The 19,430-nt window shown below is 54.5% G+C and carries 18 protein-coding genes and 1 pseudogene; 13 read left to right on the top strand and 6 right to left on the bottom strand.

Annotated features, from left to right (window positions below; all coding sequences use genetic code 11):
- Positions 1–69 precede the first annotated feature (69 nt).
- The 11 genes from AC07U6_RS10915 (at position 70) to fetB (ending at position 11,466) form a co-directional block, all read left to right on the top strand.
- Positions 70–1,107, top strand: coding sequence for an ABC transporter permease (locus tag AC07U6_RS10915; protein ID WP_494764453.1), 1,038 nt, complete (start codon positions 70–72; stop codon positions 1,105–1,107).
- Between the two features lie 78 nt (positions 1,108–1,185).
- Positions 1,186–2,175, top strand: a complete 990-nt coding sequence (locus AC07U6_RS10910) for a substrate-binding domain-containing protein (protein ID WP_494761944.1) — start codon at positions 1,186–1,188, stop codon at positions 2,173–2,175.
- Between the two features lie 443 nt (positions 2,176–2,618).
- On the top strand, positions 2,619–3,758 hold the full coding sequence (arnB, locus tag AC07U6_RS10905) for a UDP-4-amino-4-deoxy-L-arabinose aminotransferase (protein ID WP_494761945.1): 1,140 nt from the start codon (positions 2,619–2,621) through the stop codon (positions 3,756–3,758).
- Between the two features lies 1 nt (position 3,759).
- Complete coding sequence (gene arnC, locus AC07U6_RS10900) at positions 3,760–4,734, top strand: undecaprenyl-phosphate 4-deoxy-4-formamido-L-arabinose transferase (RefSeq protein WP_494761946.1); 975 nt, start codon at positions 3,760–3,762, stop codon at positions 4,732–4,734.
- Positions 4,734–6,716, top strand: coding sequence for a bifunctional UDP-4-amino-4-deoxy-L-arabinose formyltransferase/UDP-glucuronic acid oxidase ArnA (gene arnA / locus AC07U6_RS10895; RefSeq protein ID WP_494764454.1), 1,983 nt, complete (start codon positions 4,734–4,736; stop codon positions 6,714–6,716). Before arnC ends, arnA begins: the two co-directional genes overlap by 1 nt.
- Positions 6,713–7,609, top strand: coding sequence for a 4-deoxy-4-formamido-L-arabinose-phosphoundecaprenol deformylase (arnD, locus tag AC07U6_RS10890; protein ID WP_494761947.1), 897 nt, complete (start codon positions 6,713–6,715; stop codon positions 7,607–7,609). The genes arnA and arnD overlap by 4 nt, the downstream gene beginning before the upstream one ends.
- Before the next feature lie 6 nt (positions 7,610–7,615).
- The gene (arnT, locus tag AC07U6_RS10885; protein WP_494761948.1) at positions 7,616–9,277 is read left to right on the top strand and encodes a lipid IV(A) 4-amino-4-deoxy-L-arabinosyltransferase; all 1,662 of its coding nucleotides are present in this window, start codon (positions 7,616–7,618) and stop codon (positions 9,275–9,277) included.
- Entirely contained in the window at positions 9,274–9,609 is a 336-nt protein-coding gene (arnE, locus tag AC07U6_RS10880) for a 4-amino-4-deoxy-L-arabinose-phosphoundecaprenol flippase subunit ArnE (RefSeq protein WP_494761949.1), read from the top strand. Before arnT ends, arnE begins: the two co-directional genes overlap by 4 nt.
- Positions 9,609–9,992 carry a 4-amino-4-deoxy-L-arabinose-phosphoundecaprenol flippase subunit ArnF gene (arnF, locus tag AC07U6_RS10875; RefSeq protein WP_494761950.1) on the top strand — a complete coding sequence of 128 codons (384 nt, stop codon included), beginning with the start codon at positions 9,609–9,611 and terminating at the stop codon, positions 9,990–9,992. Before arnE ends, arnF begins: the two co-directional genes overlap by 1 nt.
- A 60-nt stretch (positions 9,993–10,052) precedes the next feature.
- A complete protein-coding gene (fetA, locus tag AC07U6_RS10870) occupies positions 10,053–10,718 on the top strand; it encodes an iron efflux ABC transporter ATP-binding subunit FetA (protein ID WP_494761951.1) in 666 nt (221 codons plus the stop codon).
- Positions 10,705–11,466, top strand: a complete 762-nt coding sequence (gene fetB, locus AC07U6_RS10865; RefSeq protein WP_494761952.1) for an iron efflux ABC transporter permease subunit FetB — start codon at positions 10,705–10,707, stop codon at positions 11,464–11,466. Before fetA ends, fetB begins: the two co-directional genes overlap by 14 nt.
- 239 nt (positions 11,467–11,705) lie before the next feature.
- Here the strand turns inward: fetB and AC07U6_RS10860 are convergent, their stop codons facing one another.
- A complete protein-coding gene (locus AC07U6_RS10860; RefSeq protein WP_494761953.1) occupies positions 11,706–13,019 on the bottom strand; it encodes a carbohydrate porin in 1,314 nt (437 codons plus the stop codon).
- Between the two features lie 328 nt (positions 13,020–13,347).
- Positions 13,348–13,875 (bottom strand): hypothetical protein, encoded by a 528-nt coding sequence (locus AC07U6_RS10855; RefSeq protein ID WP_494761954.1) that lies wholly within the window; start codon positions 13,873–13,875, stop codon positions 13,348–13,350.
- A gap of 90 nt (positions 13,876–13,965) precedes the next feature.
- On the opposite strand from AC07U6_RS10855, the gene AC07U6_RS10850 reads away from it, so the two are divergent.
- Positions 13,966–14,223 carry a hypothetical protein gene (locus tag AC07U6_RS10850; RefSeq protein ID WP_494761955.1) on the top strand — a complete coding sequence of 86 codons (258 nt, stop codon included), beginning with the start codon at positions 13,966–13,968 and terminating at the stop codon, positions 14,221–14,223.
- A 39-nt stretch (positions 14,224–14,262) separates the two neighbouring features.
- Here the strand turns inward: AC07U6_RS10850 and AC07U6_RS10845 are convergent.
- The 3 genes and pseudogenes from AC07U6_RS10845 to AC07U6_RS10835 form a co-directional block, all read right to left on the bottom strand.
- Positions 14,263–14,519: pseudogene (locus AC07U6_RS10845) on the bottom strand (CsbD family protein).
- A gap of 153 nt (positions 14,520–14,672) precedes the next feature.
- Positions 14,673–15,680, bottom strand: a complete 1,008-nt coding sequence (gene cydB, locus AC07U6_RS10840; RefSeq protein ID WP_494761956.1) for a cytochrome d ubiquinol oxidase subunit II — start codon at positions 15,678–15,680, stop codon at positions 14,673–14,675.
- A gap of 1 nt (position 15,681) precedes the next feature.
- Positions 15,682–17,106 (bottom strand): cytochrome ubiquinol oxidase subunit I, encoded by a 1,425-nt coding sequence (locus AC07U6_RS10835; protein WP_494761957.1) that lies wholly within the window; start codon positions 17,104–17,106, stop codon positions 15,682–15,684.
- Between the two features lie 880 nt (positions 17,107–17,986).
- Between AC07U6_RS10835 and AC07U6_RS10830 the strand changes: the two genes are divergently transcribed.
- The gene (locus AC07U6_RS10830) at positions 17,987–18,277 is read left to right on the top strand and encodes a hypothetical protein (RefSeq protein WP_494761958.1); all 291 of its coding nucleotides are present in this window, start codon (positions 17,987–17,989) and stop codon (positions 18,275–18,277) included.
- Here the strand turns inward: AC07U6_RS10830 and AC07U6_RS10825 are convergent.
- Entirely contained in the window at positions 18,224–19,297 is a 1,074-nt protein-coding gene (locus AC07U6_RS10825) for a malate/lactate/ureidoglycolate dehydrogenase (RefSeq protein WP_494761959.1), read from the bottom strand. The two genes, AC07U6_RS10830 and AC07U6_RS10825, sit on opposite strands and share 54 nt — an antisense overlap.
- Between the last annotated feature and the right edge of the window lie 133 nt (positions 19,298–19,430).

Below are 19,430 nucleotides of genomic sequence, written 5' to 3'. Positions count from 1 at the left end.
TCTGGCGAAATTTAGCGATCAATAATCTATCTGCGCGCTGATTTTTTACAGAATATAAGAGATAAAATGATGAATACTACCCATTCAATCACACCGGGGTTGTCTTTATTCGCCCGAAATAAGCGTCACCTGCATAAATACGGCATCATTATTGCGTTCTTTGTCCTGTGCCTGGTGGTGACGGTAATTGGTGAAGTTCAGGTTGCCAAGGGGGTCTGGAGCAGTAACTACTTCCTCAGTAACGAAAATATGCTGATTGTTCTGCGTCAGATTTCGATTAACGGCATCCTGGCGATCGGCATGACCTTCGTGATTATTACCGCCGGGGTGGATCTGTCGGTAGGGTCGGTACTGGCGCTGAGCGGCATCGTGGCCGCGCGCTTTGCCACCACCAATACCGGTCTGGCGATTGGCGATACTGCTCATGCGGTGCTGATGCCGCTGATTATCGCGCTCGGCATCGGGATTGTCTGCGGCCTGCTGAACGGCACTATCCTGGCGCGCTATCGCCTGCAGCCATTTATCGTCACCATGGGCATGCTGTCTGCGGCGCGCGGGCTGGCGCTGTTGACCACCGACGGTAACCCGGTATCCCAGCTCAATGCCGATTTCCGCTGGTTAGGCAATGGCTACGTGCTGGGCATTCCGGTGCCGGTGATCCTGTTCGTGGTGCTGTTTGCTCTGGCCTGGGTCTTGCTGAATAAAACCCTGTTTGGCCGCTACGTTTACGCGGTCGGTGGTAACCAGAAAAGCGCGCGCACCTCGGGCATCAGCGTGGTGAAAATCAAAGTGCTGGTTTACACCCTGTGCGGCGCGCTGGCCGGGATTGCCGGGTTGATCCTCACCGCACGCACCGGTTCGGCACAAACTAACGCCGGGGCTGCCTACGAGCTGGATGCCATCGCCGCCGTGGTGATTGGCGGTACCAGTATGGCCGGAGGCGTAGGAACGCTGGTCGGTACGCTGTTTGGGATTTTAATTATCGGTGTAATGAATAACGGCCTCGATCTGCTCGGCGTGCAATCTTATTACCAGCAGATTATTAAAGGCGCATTAATTGTGGTTGCCGTACTGCTCGATCCGTCGCGTAAACAACAGCGCGATTAATACTGTGTTCACGGAATAAATAAACAGCCTGTTTAACAGGTGAGTATCCTACAAAAACCAGGAGTTAAAATGCATAAGATGACGAAAACAGCTCTGCTGACCTCCGGCCTGTTAATGGGCTGTATGGCCGCTCACGCCGCACCGGTTAAAATTGCGGTGCTGATGTACGGAATGAAAGCGGAGTTTGTCCAACTGATGGAGAAAGCCGGTAAAGAGCATCCGGCGGTCAAAAGCGGCGACGTACAGTTAACCGTTTACGACGGACGATACGATCCGATGGTGCAGAATAACCAGGCGGAAACCGCCATTCAGACCCACGCCGACGCGATTATTATTAACCCAATGGACTACGAAGCGAATATCGACGTGGTGACCATGGCAAACAAAGCGAAAATTCCAGTGGTGGTGACTAACGCGCGTCTGAATACCGACAAAATGACCTCCGAAGTGGTGTCCGATGATGTGCTGGGCGGCTATCTGGAAGCCAAAGCGGTTCTGAAGAAAATGAACTGCAAAGGCAACGTGGTGATCATTGAAGGGCCGAAGGGCGGCAGCGGTGAGATCCAGCGTGGCCAGGGCAACGATAAAGCTATCGCCGAATGCGGTGCCGGTAACGTGAAGGTGCTGGAGCGCAAAACCGCCAACTGGTCACGCGCCGAAGCGCTGCCGCTGATGGAAAACTGGTTACAAAAACACCGTGGTCAGATTAACGGCGTGATCGCGCAGAACGACGAAATGGCGCTGGGAGCGATTGAAGCGATCAAAGGTGCCAATCTGAATGTGAAAGACTTTGCGATCGCTGGTGTGGACGGCGTTTCCGATGCGATCCGTGCGGTACAGGCAGGTGAAATGGTGTCGATTCTGCAGGATGCGCACGCGCAGATGCAGGGCTCAATCGACGTGGCGCTGCGTGCGGTGAAGGGTGACAGCTATCAGCCACAGTCCACTATCTGGAAACAGTACGAAGGCAAAATGGCCTGGGATGACGGTATATCAAAACGCTACTCCGTACCGTGGACCGAAGTCACCCCGGAAAACGCCACTCAGCTGCTGGACGCGCGTAAGTAATCTATCACCGGGCCACCTTGAGTTAGCAGGTGGCCCTGTTTTTGTATTTGTCTCAATCGCAATATTCACAAATGTTCTGTGACAAAAACATGAATTTTATTTTATATTTCAGGTTTATCCTGGTAGGTTACATTTCGTCGTGCCATCTTTAGATAAACGGCACGACAACCAACCTGATTTAATCTCCCCCCGCAGATGTTCTTAATCTTCCCCTAAGAAAATTCATTTATGCTCTGTGTATAGTCGCGAAGCTAAGATAACTCACCTGTTGTTAGTGAGTTATTGTTCCGGTCTGTTTTCGTGGCTAACGGCGATGTTTTCGCCGCTGGCGTTTTCACGAGGTCATCCCAACTATTACTCACTTTTCCCGAGGTGCGTTTTTGCACGCCCCACGGTTAATTTCTGCCAGTTTATTGGTGATAACTGTTTAGAGAGATTAATCAATGTTGGAGTTTTTACCTTTTTCCCGCCCGGCAATGGGCAGCGAAGAGCTTGACGCGCTGGCAGAGGTTTTGCGTTCAGGTTGGATCACCACCGGTCCTAAAAATCAGCAGCTTGAGCAGGAATTTTGCCAGCTTACGGGTAACAGACACGCGATCGCCGTCAGCTCGGCAACTGCCGGGATGCACGTTACGCTGATGGGGCTGGGCATTCAGGCGGGCGATGAAGTCATTACACCGTCAATGACCTGGGTTTCCACACTAAATATGATTGCGCTGCTCGGTGCCACGCCGGTGATGATCGACGTCGATCGCGATACGCTGATGGTCACGCCCGAACTGATTGAAGCGGCGATCACCCCGCGCACGAAAGCCATTATTCCCGTGCACTACGCAGGCGTACCGGCCGACATCGACGCGATTCACGCGCTGGGTAAACGCTACGGTATCCCGGTAATCGATGACGCTGCTCATGCCGCTGGCACCTTTTATCAGGGCCGCCACGTCGGGGCGACGGGAACGGCGATTTTCTCCTTCCACGCCATTAAAAATATGAGCTGCGCCGAAGGTGGCATGGTGGTGACTGATGATGTGGCTCTGGCTGACCGCGTGCGCAGCCTGAAGTTTCACGGGCTGGGAGTCGATGCTTACGATCGCCAGACCCACGGCCGCGCGCCGCAGGCGGAAGTGATCGCGCCAGGGTACAAATACAATCTGGCCGATCTGAATGCCGCTATTGCCCTGGTTCAGCTGAAAAAACTGGCGCAGCATAATGCCCGCCGCGAGCAGATTGCCCGCCGCTATCTGCTTGAGCTTGCCGATACGCCGTTCCTGCCGCTGAAGCAGCCCGCCTGGCCGCACCAGCACGCCTGGCATCTGTTTATTCTGCGCATCGATCCGCAAACCTGCGGCCTCAACCGCGATGAGCTGATGCAGCGCCTGAAGGAACAGGGCATCGGCAGCGGGCTGCATTTCCGTGCGGCCCACACGCAAAAATATTACCGCGAACGCTTCCCTGACCTAACGCTCCCCAATACGGAGTGGAATTCCGCGCGCATTTGTTCCATCCCGCTGTTCCCGACGATGACCGATGAAGATACCGATCGCGTCATCGCGGCACTGCGCCAGATTGCAGGTAAATAAGATGACAGACCAGGATATTAAAAAGGTCTCGGTGGTGATCCCGGTTTACAACGAACAGGACAGCCTGAACGAGTTAATTCGCCGGACGCAGGCTGCCTGCGACACGTTGACGGTGGATTATGAAATCCTGCTGGTGGATGACGGCAGTAACGACAGCTCGGCGGAGATGTTGACCGCCGCCGCTGAACTGCCGGGTAGCAGGGTGATAGCGGTGTTGCTCAACCGTAACTACGGCCAGCACTCGGCGATTATGGCCGGATTCAGCCACGTATCGGGCGATCTGATTATCACTCTGGATGCGGATTTACAAAATCCGCCGGAGGAAATTCCCCGGCTGGTCGCGGTGGCGATGGAGGGTTATGACGTGGTGGGCACCGTGCGTCAGAACCGCCAGGACAGCTGGTTCCGCAAATGTGCCTCGCAGATGATTAATCGCCTGATCCAGCGTACCACCGGTAAGGCGATGGGGGATTACGGCTGCATGCTGCGCGCCTATCGCCGCCATATCATCGATGCGATGCTGCACTGCCACGAGCGCAGCACATTTATCCCGATTCTTGCTAATACCTTTGCCCGTCGGGCGACGGAAATTCCGGTGATGCATGCCGAGCGGGAATTTGGCGATTCCAAATACAGCTTTATGCGGCTGATTAACCTGATGTACGACCTGATTACCTGTCTGACTACCACGCCGCTGCGTCTGCTGAGTGTGTTCGGCAGCATTATCGCGCTATCGGGATTTGCCATTGCCGTGCTGCTGGTCGTGTTGCGCTTGTTCCTTGGGCCGGAGTGGTCGGCGGAAGGGGTGTTTATGCTGTTTGCCGTGTTGTTTATTTTTATCGGCGCGCAGTTCATTGGCATGGGCCTGCTGGGTGAGTATATCGGACGAATTTACAACGATGTCCGCGCTCGCCCTCGCTATTTTATTCAGCGCGTTGTCAGTCACAACGCCGACTCCACACAGGACAAGCAATGATGAAAGCAGTAGTTTTCGCCTACCATGATATTGGTTGCACGGGTATTCGTGCGCTGCACACCGCGGGATTCGAGATCCAAGCCATTTTCACCCACGCCGACAATGCCGCTGAAAATCAGTTTTACGGTTCGGTGGCGCGCACGGCGGCAGAGCTGAGCGTGCCGGTCTATGCCCCGGAGGATGTGAACCATCCGCTGTGGGTTGAGCGTATTAAAGCCATGGCACCGCAGGCGATTTTCTCGTTCCACTATCGGCAGATGCTGAGTGACGCGATCCTCAACAGCGCCAGCGAAGGCGCATTTAATCTGCATGCTTCGCTGCTGCCTCGCTACCGTGGCCGCGCGCCGCTGAACTGGGTGCTGGTCAACGGCGAAGACGAAACCGGCGTCACGCTGCATCGCATGGTGAAGCGTGCCGATGCTGGCGCAATTGTCGCCCAGCAGCGGGTCGCTATCGATCCGCAGGATAATGCGATCACCCTGCACCGCAAGCTGTGCCTCAGCAGCGCCGAGCTGTTGGCGGTCAGCCTGCCCGGCATTTTAAGCGGTGATTTTTCCGAGCGGGAACAGGATGAAAGCCAGGCGAGCTACGTCGGGCGTCGTACTCCGGAAGACGGGCGTATTGACTGGACTCAGCCAGCCCATCGTATTCACAACCTGGTGCGCGCGGTCACCGATCCGTGGCCGGGCGCGTTCAGCTTCGTGGGTTCCGGCAAATTTATCGTCTGGCAGTCGGCGGTCAGGCATGATTTCCCGGCGGCTAAGCCGGGCACCGTGCTGTCGGTGAATCCGCTGGTGGTAGCCAGCGGAGACGGCGCGCTGGAGATCGTCACCGGCCAGGGCGACAGCGGTGTCTATATGCAGGGCCGGCAGCTGGCGCAAACGCTGGGGCTGGTCAGCGGGGCGATTCTGCACAATCAGCCGGTGTCGGCAATTAAGCGCCTGACTCGCGTACTGATCCTCGGCGTAAACGGCTTTATCGGCAATCATCTGACCGATCGCCTGCTGCAGGATGATCATTTTGAAATTTACGGCCTGGATATTGGTTCCGACGCCATCAGCCGCTTTGTGGGCCATCCGCGCTTTCACTTTGTTGAGGGGGATATCAGTATCCACTCGGAGTGGATTGAGTACCATATTAAAAAATGTGATGTGATACTGCCGCTGGTCGCCATTGCCACGCCGATTGAATATACCCGCAATCCGCTGCGCGTTTTCGAGCTGGATTTTGAAGAGAATCTGAAGATTATTCGCGACTGCGTGAAGTACCAGAAGCGCATCATCTTCCCGTCTACCTCCGAAGTGTACGGTATGTGTACCGATGACACCTTCGATGAAGACCACTCGAATCTGGTGGTCGGTCCGATCAACAAACAGCGCTGGATTTACTCTGTCTCCAAGCAGCTGCTTGATCGGGTGATCTGGGCCTACGGCGAGAAAGAGGGGCTGCGCTTCACCCTGTTCCGGCCGTTTAACTGGATGGGACCGCGGCTGGATACCCTCAACGCCGCCCGTATCGGCAGTTCGCGGGCGATTACCCAGCTGATCCTCAATCTGGTGGAAGGTTCACCGATTAAACTGATCGACGGCGGGCGGCAGAAGCGCTGCTTTACCGATATTCGTGACGGCATTGAAGCGCTGTTTTTGATTATTGAAAACAAGCAGCAGAACTGCGACGGGCAGATTATTAATATCGGTAACCCTGAAAACGAAGCCAGCATCAAACAGCTGGCAGAGCAGCTGCTGGAGAGCTTTGACCGCCATCCGCTGCGCCACCGCTTCCCGCCGTTTGCCGGATTCCGCGAGGTGGAAAGCAGCAGCTACTATGGTAAGGGGTATCAGGACGTTGAGCACCGTAAACCGTCGATTCGTAATGCGAAACGGCTGCTCGGCTGGCAGCCGACGGTACAGATGAACCGTACCATCGATGCCACGCTGGATTTCTTCCTCAATTCGGTAGATGGCGGAGAGTCAGCTGAATGATCAATGTTGGTCTGCGTATTGATGTGGATACCTGGCGCGGCACCCGTGACGGGGTGCCCCGTCTGCTGGAAATTTTGCAGCAGCAACAGACTCAGGCGAGTTTTTTTTTCAGCGTTGGCCCGGACAATATGGGCCGCCACCTGTGGCGGCTGCTGAAGCCGCGTTTCCTGTGGAAGATGCTGCGTTCTAACGCCGCATCGCTCTACGGCTGGGATATTCTGCTGGCGGGGACCGCGTGGCCGGGGCGCAATATTGGCCGTGGCCATGCGGATCTGATCCGCGCAGCGGCAAAGCAGCATGAAATCGGGCTGCATGCCTGGGACCATTTCGCCTGGCAAACCTGGGCAGGCGTCTGGCCGAAGGAAAAGCTGCATGCGGAGATTGAACGCGGTGCCAGCGCGCTGGCGGACATTCTCGGCAGGCCGGTTAACTGTTCTGCCGTGGCGGGCTGGCGTGCTGACGGGCGGGTCGTGGCGGCTAAGCAGCATTTCGGCTTTGCCTGGAACAGCGACTGCCGGGGTACGCATCCGTTCCGACCACGTTTGCCGGACGGCAAGCCGGGTACGGTGCAGATCCCGGTGACGTTACCCACCTGGGATGAAGTGGCAGGTACCTCGGTGAGCCGCCAGGCGTTCAATGATTTTATTCTCGACCGCATTGTTGAGCAGCGGGATGACATGCCGGTGTATACCATTCATGCCGAAGTCGAAGGCATCGCGCTAAGCGGGATGTTTGACGATCTCCTTACCCAGGCGCGGGAGCGGGGCATTCGCTTCTGCCCGCTGGGCGAGCTGCTGCCCGATGATGTCACACAGCTGCCGATGGGCAGCATTGTCCGGGGTAGCTTCCCCGGCCGCGAAGGCTGGTTGGGATGCCAGCAATTTATTGAGTGAGACCGGATGAAGAGCTGGCGCATTACCCTCTCCCTGATCCTGATGTATGCCCTGTACTATCTGATCCCGCTTGAATACCGTGCCCTGTGGCAGCCGGATGAGGTTCGCTATGCGGAAATCAGCCGCGAAATGTTGGCCAGCGGTAACTGGATTTCCCCACATTTTCTCGGCCTGCGCTATTTTGAAAAGCCGGTGGCGGGCTATTGGATTAACAACCTCAGCCAGTTGCTGTTTGGCGGCAATAACTTCTCTGTGCGATTTGGTTCCGTTTTCTCGATTACCCTGAGCGCCATGCTGGTCTGGTGGCTGGCAATGCAGATTATTCAGCAGCGTCGTACCGCGTGGCTGGCGACGATCGTTTTCCTGACCAGCCTGCTGGTTTACGGCATCGGTACCTATGCGGTGCTCGATCCGATGATTACCCTGTGGCTGGTGGCGGCGATGTGCTGCTACTGGCTGGCGGTTCAGGCGGCCACGCGGCGGCAGGCGATTATCGCGTGGCTCCTGCTGGGGCTGGCCTGCGGCATGGGATTTATGACCAAGGGCTTTCTGGCACTGGCGGTGCCGGTGGTAGCGATTGTGCCCTGGGCCATCTGGCAGCGTCGCTTCCGCGAAGTGCTGATCTTCGGACCGCTGGCGGTGGTGGCGGCGGTGTTAATCTCCCTTCCCTGGGGAATTGCCATTGCCCGCCAGCAGCCGGATTTCTGGTCATACTTTTTCTGGGTGGAGCATATTCAGCGTTTTGCCGAGAAAGATGCGCAGCACAGTGCGCCGTTCTGGTACTACCTGCCGGTGTTGATTGCGGGTTCACTGCCATGGTTAGGGCTGCTGCCGGGGGCATTGCTGCGTGCGGGCCGGGTGCGAAATACCAGCAGCGGCGGCCTGTATCTGCTGAGCTGGGTGGTGATGCCGCTGCTGTTTTTCAGCATTGCCAAAGGAAAGCTGCCGACCTATATCCTGCCCTGCTTTGCACCGCTGGCAATTTTGCTGGCCGACTATGCCGTGCAGTCGGCGAAGGCAGGAGGCCGGGCGTTACGCGCCAATGCGCTGGTGAACCTGGCGTTCGGCACACTGGCTGCGCTCGCGGTATGGCTGGTGCTTTCGCCGTGGGGTCTTTCTCACCGTCCGGTGTTCCAGCCGTCCGAGGGCTTTAAGGTGGCGCTGGGCGGTATGGCGTTTTTATTCTGGGCGCTGATGGGGGCCGTCACGTATACCGGGCGCGGCAGAAACTGGCCGTTCGCCGCGCTGTGCCCGCTCGGCATTGCGCTGGCGCTGGCATTGGTCATCCCGGATAAAGTGGTCAATTCCAAACAGCCGCAGGAATTTATTCAGTCAACGCAAAAGCAGCTGGAGGACAGTCGTTTTATTTTGTCTAACAACAGCGGTATGGCTTCGGCGGTGGCGTGGCAGCTGAAGCGCCGCGACGTGGACATGTACGAACAGTCGGGTGAACTGACCTGGGGGTTAAGTTATCCCGACAGCCGTGACCGGCTGGTGGCGAGTGACCGGTTTGCCGACTGGCTGGCCGCTCACCGCCGGCTCGGCAATGTATCGCTGGTGCTGAAACTGACCGACAGCGCTCGCGACGTTGACCCTGGACTGCCCGCGCCGGACGAGGTGTATCGTCAGCAGCGTATGGTCCTTTACTACTATCACCAGCAGCCATGAATATTCTGCTGATTGTGTTGGTAAGCCTGCTGAGCTGTGCCGGGCAGCTGTGCCAGAAGCAGGCAACAGCCATCGACGGCAACGCACGGCCACGTCGGCATCTTCTGCTGTGGTTTGGCCTGAGCGTGCTGCTGCTGGGGCTGGCTATGCTTGCCTGGCTGCGGGTTCTACAGGAAGTTGCGGTTGGTGTGGCCTATCCCATGCTCAGCCTGAATTTTGTCCTGGTCGCGCTGGCCGCCCGCTGGCTGTGGCATGAGCGGCTGTCGCTCCGCCACGGTTGCGGCATTTTGCTGATCGTGGGCGGTGTGGCGGTGATGGGCGGATATACCTGATGGGCTGGCTATGTGCTCTGGGCAGTGTGCTGCTGGTCAGCGCGGCGCAGCTGTTGATGAAATGGGCGATGATCCAGCTGCCGGCCATCGATCGGCCGCTGGACTTCGCTGGCGCTATTGTCACCTTTTCCCCCCCCGCGCTGGCGCTGTTGGCCGGTTTGTTCGCCTATGCGTTTTCCATGCTGTGCTGGCTGCTGGCGCTGAAGCGTATACCGCTGAGCCGCGCTTATCCGCTGCTCAGCCTCAGCTATCTGCTGGTCTGGGGGATCGCGCTGCTTATCCCTTCGCTCAATGAGTCGTTTTTCTGGGGCAAGCTGGCGGGTGGGGGGCTGATCCTCACCGGGCTGATGCTGATCCTCTGGCCGGACAAAAAAGACCGTTAACCGGTTAAAGGCGTTATGATTGCCGGGTTATAGGATTTCTTAATTAGCAGGTTATTTAAAATGATGGATAAAAATCGCCTTCTGGAGGTTCGGGAGGTCAGCTTTGCGCTGCAGGATAAACTCCTGCTGGCACCGCTGTCCTTTTCGCTGGGCAAAGGGGAGTTTCTCTGGCTGACGGGTCCGTCCGGGGCAGGGAAGAGCACGTTACTGAAAATTATCGCTTCGCTGCTGGAGCCCTCATCGGGTGAGGTGATCTTCAATGGCCAGCCGCTGGCGACGTTGAAACCGGAACGCTACCGGCAGCAGGTCTCTTATGTTTTCCAGACGCCGGTGCTGTTCGGCAGCACGGTGTTCGACAATCTGGCGCTGCCGTATCAGATCCGCCAGCGCCCGCCGCAGCGGCAGTCGATGATCGACGGCCTGCAGCGGCTGAATCTGCCGGCTGCCGCGCTGGACCGCACCATCGACCAGCTTTCCGGTGGGGAAAAACAGCGCGTGGCGCTGCTGCGTAATCTCCAGTTCCCGCCTGATATTCTGCTGTTGGATGAGATCACCAGCGCGCTGGATGAGGAAAATAAGCAGGCGGTACATCAACTCATTGATGAACAGGTCGGGCAGGGCACCGCCGCGATCTGGATCAGCCACGATCGTCATGAAACCGATAACGCGCAGCGTATTCTGACGCTGTCGGCACCGCAAAACCGGGGGCAGCTTGAACCAGCATAATATTACCAATGAGTCGCTGGGCCTGGCGCTGGTACTGGTGCTGATTGCTCTGCTGGTCAGCCGTAAAGAGAAACTGGGGCTGGAAAAAGACATCGTCTGGAGCGTGGCGCGAGCTATCGTGCAGCTGGTGATTGTCGGCTATGTGCTGAAGTACATTTTCGAACTGGACAACGGCTGGCTGACGGTGCTGATGGTGCTGTTTATCTGCGTGAATGCGGCGCTGAATGCCAAAAAGCGCAGCCGTGCCATTGATAATGGATTCCTGATTTCATTCGTGGCGATAACGCTGGGTACCACACTGACCTTAACTATTCTGGTGCTCAGCCGGGCGATTGAGTTTATGCCGATGCAGGTGATCCCGATATCCGGCATGATCGCGGGCAATGCGATGGTGGCGGTGGGACTGTGCTTTAGCAATCTCAACCAGCGCTTTGCCGATAACCGGCAGAAGGTGGAAGAGATGCTGAGCCTGGGGGCCAGTGCGCGAATCGCTTCAGGTAGCATTGTGCGCGACAGTATTCGCGCGGCAATGATCCCTACCGTGGATGCAGCTAAAACCGTTGGGCTGGTCAGCCTGCCGGGGATGATGTCCGGGCTGATTTTTGCCGGTATCGATCCAGTGAAGGCGATCAAATACCAGATTATGGTGACGTTTATGCTGCTGGGAACGGCCAGTCTCTCGACAATTGTGGCCGGTTACCTCGCCTGCCAGCGCTTTTACACCGCACGGGTTCAACTTAAGCCGTGAAGTTATCACGTGGTGCGGTGGCGTATCTGGAATATCTTCAGGCAGCCGAGTTGCCCGTCAGTAAGCCTTCAGGCTGGCGGCGTGTGACGAGGCAGGTCTGTCCTGTACTCAGGATGATATGCAATTCTCAGGCCCCAAACGGGGCCTGAGAATGTGACTGATACACAGCTTAATGCGGATAAATATTACCGCCTGTAACTCACTATAGAGTGGTTTTGGGCATCCCTTAAATCCCGCTGTTAGAAATTAACGTTGGCACTAAGCCCGCCGACAAAGGCGTTTTTCACTTCGCTGACCGCACCCGGAGAGGCGACGTACTGCAGGTTTGGCCGCAGGCTGAGCCAGTTGGTCAGGCGCGCGTTATAGTAGATCTCGTAGTTATATTCCGAACCGTGCTGGATGGGCAGATAGGTCGGGCTGTGGTAGTTACTTTCCCCGTTTTCTTCATTGATCCGGTGCTGCATGCGCCCGTAGTTGCTGTTGACGTGAATGCGTGCTGCACCCACGCCAATTTCATCCTGTGAACGGGCGGCGAACGGTCCTTTCCAGACAAAGGTCATCGCCTGATAGTTATCTGTTTTAGAGGTGCGTCGATCGTTCATCACGCCCTGTACCGTCATGCTCAACCCGCGCTGATTATCACCGTCCATCGCCGTCAGCTGCTGTTGCAGCAACAGATAGCCGCCGTAGGCGTGGGCATCATCGTTATAGCTGCCGTTGCGATAGCTGGAGTACTTATCGCCGTTGACCGATGAGTAGTACACGCCCATACGGTAGTTGCCCGGCAGTTTTTCAGGTCCGAACACCGGCTTCCATCCCAGTTCGACCGGTACCATATTGCCGAGCGTCGGACTGGTATCCAGGCGGAAGCCGTTCCCGGTATCGTAGTTGCTGGCAGTCTGATTGTAGAAACCGACCTGCAGGAAAACTTCTGGCGTAAAGTTAAGCTTCACGCGGCCGCCCCACTGGGAAACCGGCCAGTTAAACCAGCGGTCGCCGCGCCAGTTCCCCGGCTGCCCGCTGCCAAACGCCAGGTTTTCGAAATTGCTCTGGAAGGAATCAAAATCTTCACCGACGGTGACGCGACCGGCTTTCACTTCGATAAGACGATTGAAGAAGCCTTTATTCATCCAGAATTGAGTCAGGCGCCAGGTTTGACCACGACCGTAAACCTCTTCTACCGATGACAGACCGCCGGTGCGGGGATCGTTAATATGTTCAGTCAGATCGTGGCCGTTACGGCTGGTAACGGTGAACTGGAACTGGGTATCCTCCCAGTTAAGCAGCTTCTCTAAATCCAGGCTGGTGCCGAATGCCCACTGATCGGTGTAACGTGCGGTTGTTGAGGTTTTATAGCCGCCGGCCAGATTGCTGGCGGATTCCATGGTGTAGTTCACCTGGAAATCCACGCCGTCCTCTTTTAACTGCGATCGCAGACCGCCCCAGTCACCGAACATATAGGATGAATCAACGCTTAACGGTGCCATATCGGCCCGGGAGACCGTAGAAAACATCACCAGAGCACTGCTGCACACCAGCGCGAGTTTTTTCATTCTCCGAACTGTATTTGCTTTTCTTTGCATAATAATGACCTTTTTTATTATCACCCCACGGTCCTGCTTCACCGAATTCCATTAACGGTTAACCGCCGGGTACTTAGAGATAAAATGCTGTTGTCTTAACTGCCGCAATAAATGTTTTGCAACTGTCGTATGACAACATGTGAACAAGTGGCAGGGATTATATTTTTGTGCGGAGAATGCTTAGCGAAGTGAATTTATTGTATGGAAATAATTAGCATGGTTACTGTTTGTTTCTACGGCAGGTAATAGTCGAGAGAAGTCCGCCAGTTCAGGGCGGTAATAAACCGGCGGATAAAACTTAAAACTTAATCTCAGCCCCCAGGCCGCCAACAAACAGATGTGAGTTGTCTTCGACAGCTCCAGGTTTAGTTGTTTGTTGTAAGTTAGGATGAAGAATAACGTGAGGTGTTAAATGATAGTTATAATAAAGATCGTAGTTAAATCCTTCACCGTGCATTAACGGCTGCGGCCTGCGATCCTGATACTCAGGTATGGGGGATAAGTTTTTGGGTAGAGATTTAGCGTTATTAATGTTTGGATAAACAGATGATGTTTGCTGTTCGGGTATAATTTTCAGCGTTATGTGCTTTGCACAAACCGCGTTACTGAAAAGTAGCATCGTCAGTGCGGCAGCACTGGAGAACATGGCATGGCGCCAAATTTTTGAGGATGATAGCCTTTCCATATGTGACCCCTCTTTATCGATACCCTCAGTGGTGTAGTCCCTTTTTTTTCCGTTGCCATTACACCATACCACCCGATGACGGTTTCTCTCAAAAATGCGTTTTAAGGACGTTTTTATGATATTTAGGGCAGACAGCATCAACTGATTTTCACCTGATAGAAGGTTAAGGTAAGATGTCCTCAATGCAACTGAAGGGAGTTTTTTGATAAGTATTGGTCAGGGAGAGAGTCCATGAGAAAACTGTTGTTTGCTATATGGTGTGTGTTTTCTTTTGTCTTATCTTATTTGATATTCTTTTTATTGATTACATTTATTCAAATCAATATTATCCCGCGTGAAATGCTGGAAAATTTTCTCGAACTTTTATCAATGACCGGTGATGTAGCCTTTACCCGCTGGCTCTATTTCTCAGGAAGTGGGTTATCATTACTATTAGCTATTATGACCTGTCATGAAGTGTGGGTGATGCAGCATCATGCTGAAGCCTGAAAAAACGCCCGTTCGCGGGCGTTTTTTATCGCGAATCGATTATCTTTGGCCAAATATTTTAGCCGCCAGGAAGCCCACTCCGGCTGCAATAACCAGTGAGACCAACGGAGAGTCTTTGGTTTTGGTTTTCACACAGTCCAGAGCATCATCTATGGCACACAGGATGCCTTCGCCGCCTGCTGACGGACTTTCCCCTTAAATTCATGCTCAGGAGAATCGACGGCTTTGCCAAACTCTTCCTGGCCTTTGCCGAGAGCTTCTTCCGCTTTATCGTTCGCTTTATCAAACAGACTCATACTGCCTCCTTTGATGGCATGATTTCCTCATGTGGGATAATAAGCGTAGCCCACTGATGGCAGAAGAGCGTCGGAATTTCTATGAAAATATGAACTTACGTTTAACTGAATGTAAAAAAGGTGGATCGCCCGATCCACCCTGAATGTTAAATATCAGTGATAACCTTCGTCCGGCTTAATTTTCCCGCGGAAGACATAATAGCTCCAGAAGGTATAAACCAGAATTACCGGAATAATCAGCAGACCGCCAACCAGCATAAAGCCCTGGCTCTGAGGTGGCGAAGCCGCATCCCAAATGGTGATAGACGGTGGGATGATGTTTGGCCAGATACTGATGCCGAGGCCGGTAAAGCCAAGAAACACCAGCGCGAGCGTTAGCAGGAACGGCGTGTAGTGCGCATGGCACTTCAGTGCGCGGAGCAGACCCCACGCAGTGGCCAGCACCAGCACCGGGACCGGCAGGAACCAGTACAGGTTAGGCAGGCTGAACCAGCGATGCATAATGTTCTCGTGCAGCAGTGGTGTCCAGATGCTGACGATGGCAATCACCGCCAGCAGCGCCAGCAACAGCGGCTTAGTCAGCGCGGTCATTTTACGATGCAGCTCATGTTCGGTTTTCATAATCAGCCAGGTGCTACCCAGCAGTGCATAGGCCAGAACCAGTCCTGCGCCGCAGAACAGGGTAAACGGCGTCAGCCATGCCAGCGCCGGACCGCTGTAGGTGCGATTGGTAACTTCGAAACCGTTGATCACCGCGCCCAGCACGACACCCTGGCTGAAGGTGGCAACAAACGAGCCGCCGATAAAGGCTTTATCCCAGAAAGGACGATGCTCTTCGGTTGCCTTAAAGCGGAACTCAAAAGCTACGCCGCGGAAAATCAGGCCGATCAGCATAATCGTTAACGGTGCGGCAAGCGCCGTGGTGATCACCGCGTAGGCCAGCGGGAAGGCACCAAACAGTGCGGCACCACCGAGGATAAGCCAGGTTTCGTTGCCGTCCCACACCGGAGCGACGGTATTCACCATCATGTCGCGCTCAACCGGATCCTTATTGAACGGGAACAGGATGCCGATACCGAGATCGAAGCCATCCATAATGATGTACATCAGGGTGGCGAAGACAATGATGGTAAACCAGATAATGGAGAGATCGATTCCCATCTTATTTTCCCTCTTCCGATGAATTTAATTTTTCCTGCACCGCCGACAGCGGGCGTGAAGGGGTGTGTGAGGTACCCGGCCCACCTTCTGGGGTATGGTCACCTTCTCCTGCCTGCGGACCTTTTTTGATCAGATTAGCCAGATAGGTGTAGCCGATACCGAACACTGAGATATAAACCAGGATAAAGGCGATCAGCGAGATCGCCATCTGCAGCGTGCTGTGCAGCGAAACGGCATCACGGGTGCGCAGCAGGCCATAAATTACCCACGGCTGACGCCCCATTTCTGTAGTGATCCAGCCTGCGACCAGCGCAATCAGCCCGGATGGCCCCATCAGCAGCACAAACCACAGGAACGGACGTGAGGTGTAAAGGCGCTGGCCGCGGCGCATCCACAGGCTGACGACCCCCATCAGGATCATCAGCATGCCTAAGCCAACCATGACGCGGAACGACCAGAACACCACCAGCGAGTTAGGACGATCTTCTTTCGGGAAGCTTTTCAGTGCCGGAACCTGTTTGTCGAGGCTGTGGGTCAGAATCAAACTGCCGAGGTAAGGAATCTCCAGCGCGTAGCGGGTTCTTTCTTCTTTCATGTCCGGAATACCGAACAGGATCAGCGGTGTGGCTTCACCCGGCGGGTTTTCCCAGTGTCCTTCAATCGCTGCGATCTTGGCAGGCTGATGCTTCAGCGTATTCAGACCGTGAGCATCGCCGATCATCGCCTGAATCGGCGACACGATCAGCGCCATCCACAAAGCCATAGACAGCATTTTGCGAATGGCGGGCGTATCGTTTTTGCGCAACAGGTGCCAGGCCGCTGAGGCACCGACGAAGAATGCGGTCACCAGGAAGGCCGCCACGGACATATGCAGCAGTCGGTACGGGAAAGAGGGGTTGAAGATAATCGCCAGCCAGTCGGCAGGGACCACGATACCGTTTTCCACCGTGTAGCCCTGTGGTGTCTGCATCCAGCTGTTGGAGGCAAGTATCCAGAAGGTAGAAATAATAGTTCCCAGTGCCACCATGCAGGTTGCGAAGAAGTGCAGACCACGGCTGACGCGATTCCAGCCAAACAGCATGACGCCGAGGAAGCCGGCTTCAAGGAAGAATGCGGTCAGGACTTCATAGGTCAGCAGCGGGCCGGTGATACTGCCGGCGAACTGTGAGAATCCCGCCCAGTTGGTGCCGAACTGATAGGCCATTACCAGCCCCGATACCACACCCATACCGAAGTTGACGGCGAAGATTTTTGACCAGAAATGATAGAGGTCGCGATAAACCTCGTTTTTGCTTCTCAGCCACAGACCTTCCAGTACCGCAAGGAAACTGGCCAGCCCGATGGTGATAGCGGGGAAAAGGATGTGAAAGGTTACGGTAAAGCCAAACTGTATCCTTGCCAGGTGATACGCATCTAATCCGAACATTGCTTACCTCGATCTAACATAATACTGCCTTTTATTTTTTTACCCACAATTAACAAATAGACTACATTATGGAAAAGTGAAGACGGATAATTGCGGGTTTCTCATCTACTACGCTTTGATCGTAAGACCAAATCAGGTGAAGGAGTAGTAACAGTAATATTGATCGCGGCTATAACAGCAATCATTATTACGTTGAAGTGTTTCGCAGTGAGGTTAAATCGCTGGCGAAAAATGTTAAAGCAGGCTAGTGAAATGCTGATGGTATGTGAATGAACTGTATAATTATGATGAGTAAGGGTTTTTTATCGCTGTCTTTCGGGGGTAAATGCGAAGGATATTTCTCCCTGCGAATAAATATCGACGTTCATTTTATCGGTTTTTTATAGCTAAGAGGGATATAAATATAATGTTGTGGCACGGTATGGGTATAATAACCACAGAAAATATAAAGGTTTGGTGAAATATGTAAACCATGTGTTATTTTTTAGAGCGTAATTGAAACTGTTAATTTTTCTGCATTTTTAGCACCTTCCCTCATCCTGCTATTTTCAACATCTGCTCGAAAAATGTTAATAATGTAATACACAAGATTACGCAATTTGAAATATTTTGATACAATTTTGCGTGGTTTATCTGTTCAATAATTGTCGAGAATCAAAATTGAACTGTACGGAATATGCACATTGGCGACGGCGCCGACTGCCGTGCTATAACAGCGACACAGGGCCACTGTCGGCCATTTTACAGGGGGGGGGAGATGGATATTCTGCTGGCGCTGTTGCCGGTTTATGCGGCCTACTTACTGGGAACGGCCAGCCCGGGTCCCAGTAATATGGCCATTATGGGGGTGGCGATGAGCCAGGGGTGACTGCCGGCTCTGATGCTGGCTGCCGGTGTGATCAGTGGCTCGCTGTGTTGGGCGCTGCTGGGCATTTTCGTGTTCGGCAGCTACGCGCTGCTGTTTTCTACTCAGATGATGAGCGGGGGCTATCAGAAATGCCGTCGGGGAATTGAAAGTGTGTTTGCGCTGTTCTTCACGGCGGCAGGTATTAAGTTGCTGTTCTCACGCCGATCGGCCAGTGGCGGGCGCATAAGCGCCGCCGCTTTAGCCGATGGCTCAGGGCTGATAATCTGCCAGCTCGGTTTCCGGCATACCGGCTTCACGCGCTGACTGACACAGCTGCTGCCAGCTGTTGGTATCAATCGGAATACCGTGCTGCTGACGTTCCGCGCGCTGCTCTTCTTCCCATTCGCCGGGCACTTTGATTGGTTGTTCACCTGCCTGCGGGGAGGCTTTCGCCCAGTCAATAAACCGCTGCGCTTCCTGCTGCATTTCCGGTGCATCGAACGCGGCAGGGTCCAATACGATACTGGTCATACAGTTGAAAATCGCCGCTGATGAGGTTTGCAGAGAATCCTGGTGGGTAGTTTTGCCACCGGAAAGTGCGCCGCCGAGAATTTCACACATCACCGCCAGTGCATAGCCTTTATGCAGGCCAAATGCCAGCAGTGAACCGTAAGGCGTTTCATGCATGACGGCCGGATCGCAGGTCGGCTGGCCGTGGCTGTCAATCAGGTTGCCGTCGGCAACCGCTATACGCTTATTCCACGCCACGCGGGTTTTGCCGTAGGCAATGCCGCTGGTGGCGAAGTCCAGCAGCAGCGGGGCCTGCCCGGGGCGCGGAAAAACGGCACAGAACGGATTGGTGCCAAATCGGCGGTCGCTGCCGTTAAAAGGAGCGACGAGCGGATCGCCGACGACGTTGACAAAGTGGAACGAGATAAATCCGGCGCTGGCGCACATTTCTGCCCAGTGGCCAATACGCCCGATATGGTGAGAATTACGCAGGGCGATCGCGCACATGCCCAGCTCGCGGGTACGGCCTATAGCCAGCTTCATCGCTTCTGCGGCCATCACCTGGCCGAATCCCTGTTGGCCATCAACCGTTAACACGGCTCCGGCGTCTTTGACGATCAGCAGTTCATGGTTCTGTTGCAGATTTCCTAACGCGCGGGAGGTCATATAGGTGGGGATCATACCCACGCCGTGGGAATCATGGCCGGCAAGATTGGCAGCAACGAGATGATCGGCAATTTTTCTTGCTTCAGACGGGCTGCTGCCAGCATGCAGCCACAGGCTGTTAACCATCTGATGCAGTTTAGTGGGGTTAATACGAATTTCGTCCATCATTACGCTCCATGTTTAGCCGTCAGGTGACGGAAGTTATAACCGGTTGCTGCAATGTGTATCGCAGTATAGAACTGGCCCTATCCTATCCTATCCGGCATGTGACTGAGGAGCGTAGAATTTTTATAAAAAAAAG

Source organism: Erwinia sp. GW821-FHT03D09, from assembly GCF_059420805.1.
This window is presented reverse-complemented; position numbering and strand designations above follow the sequence as displayed.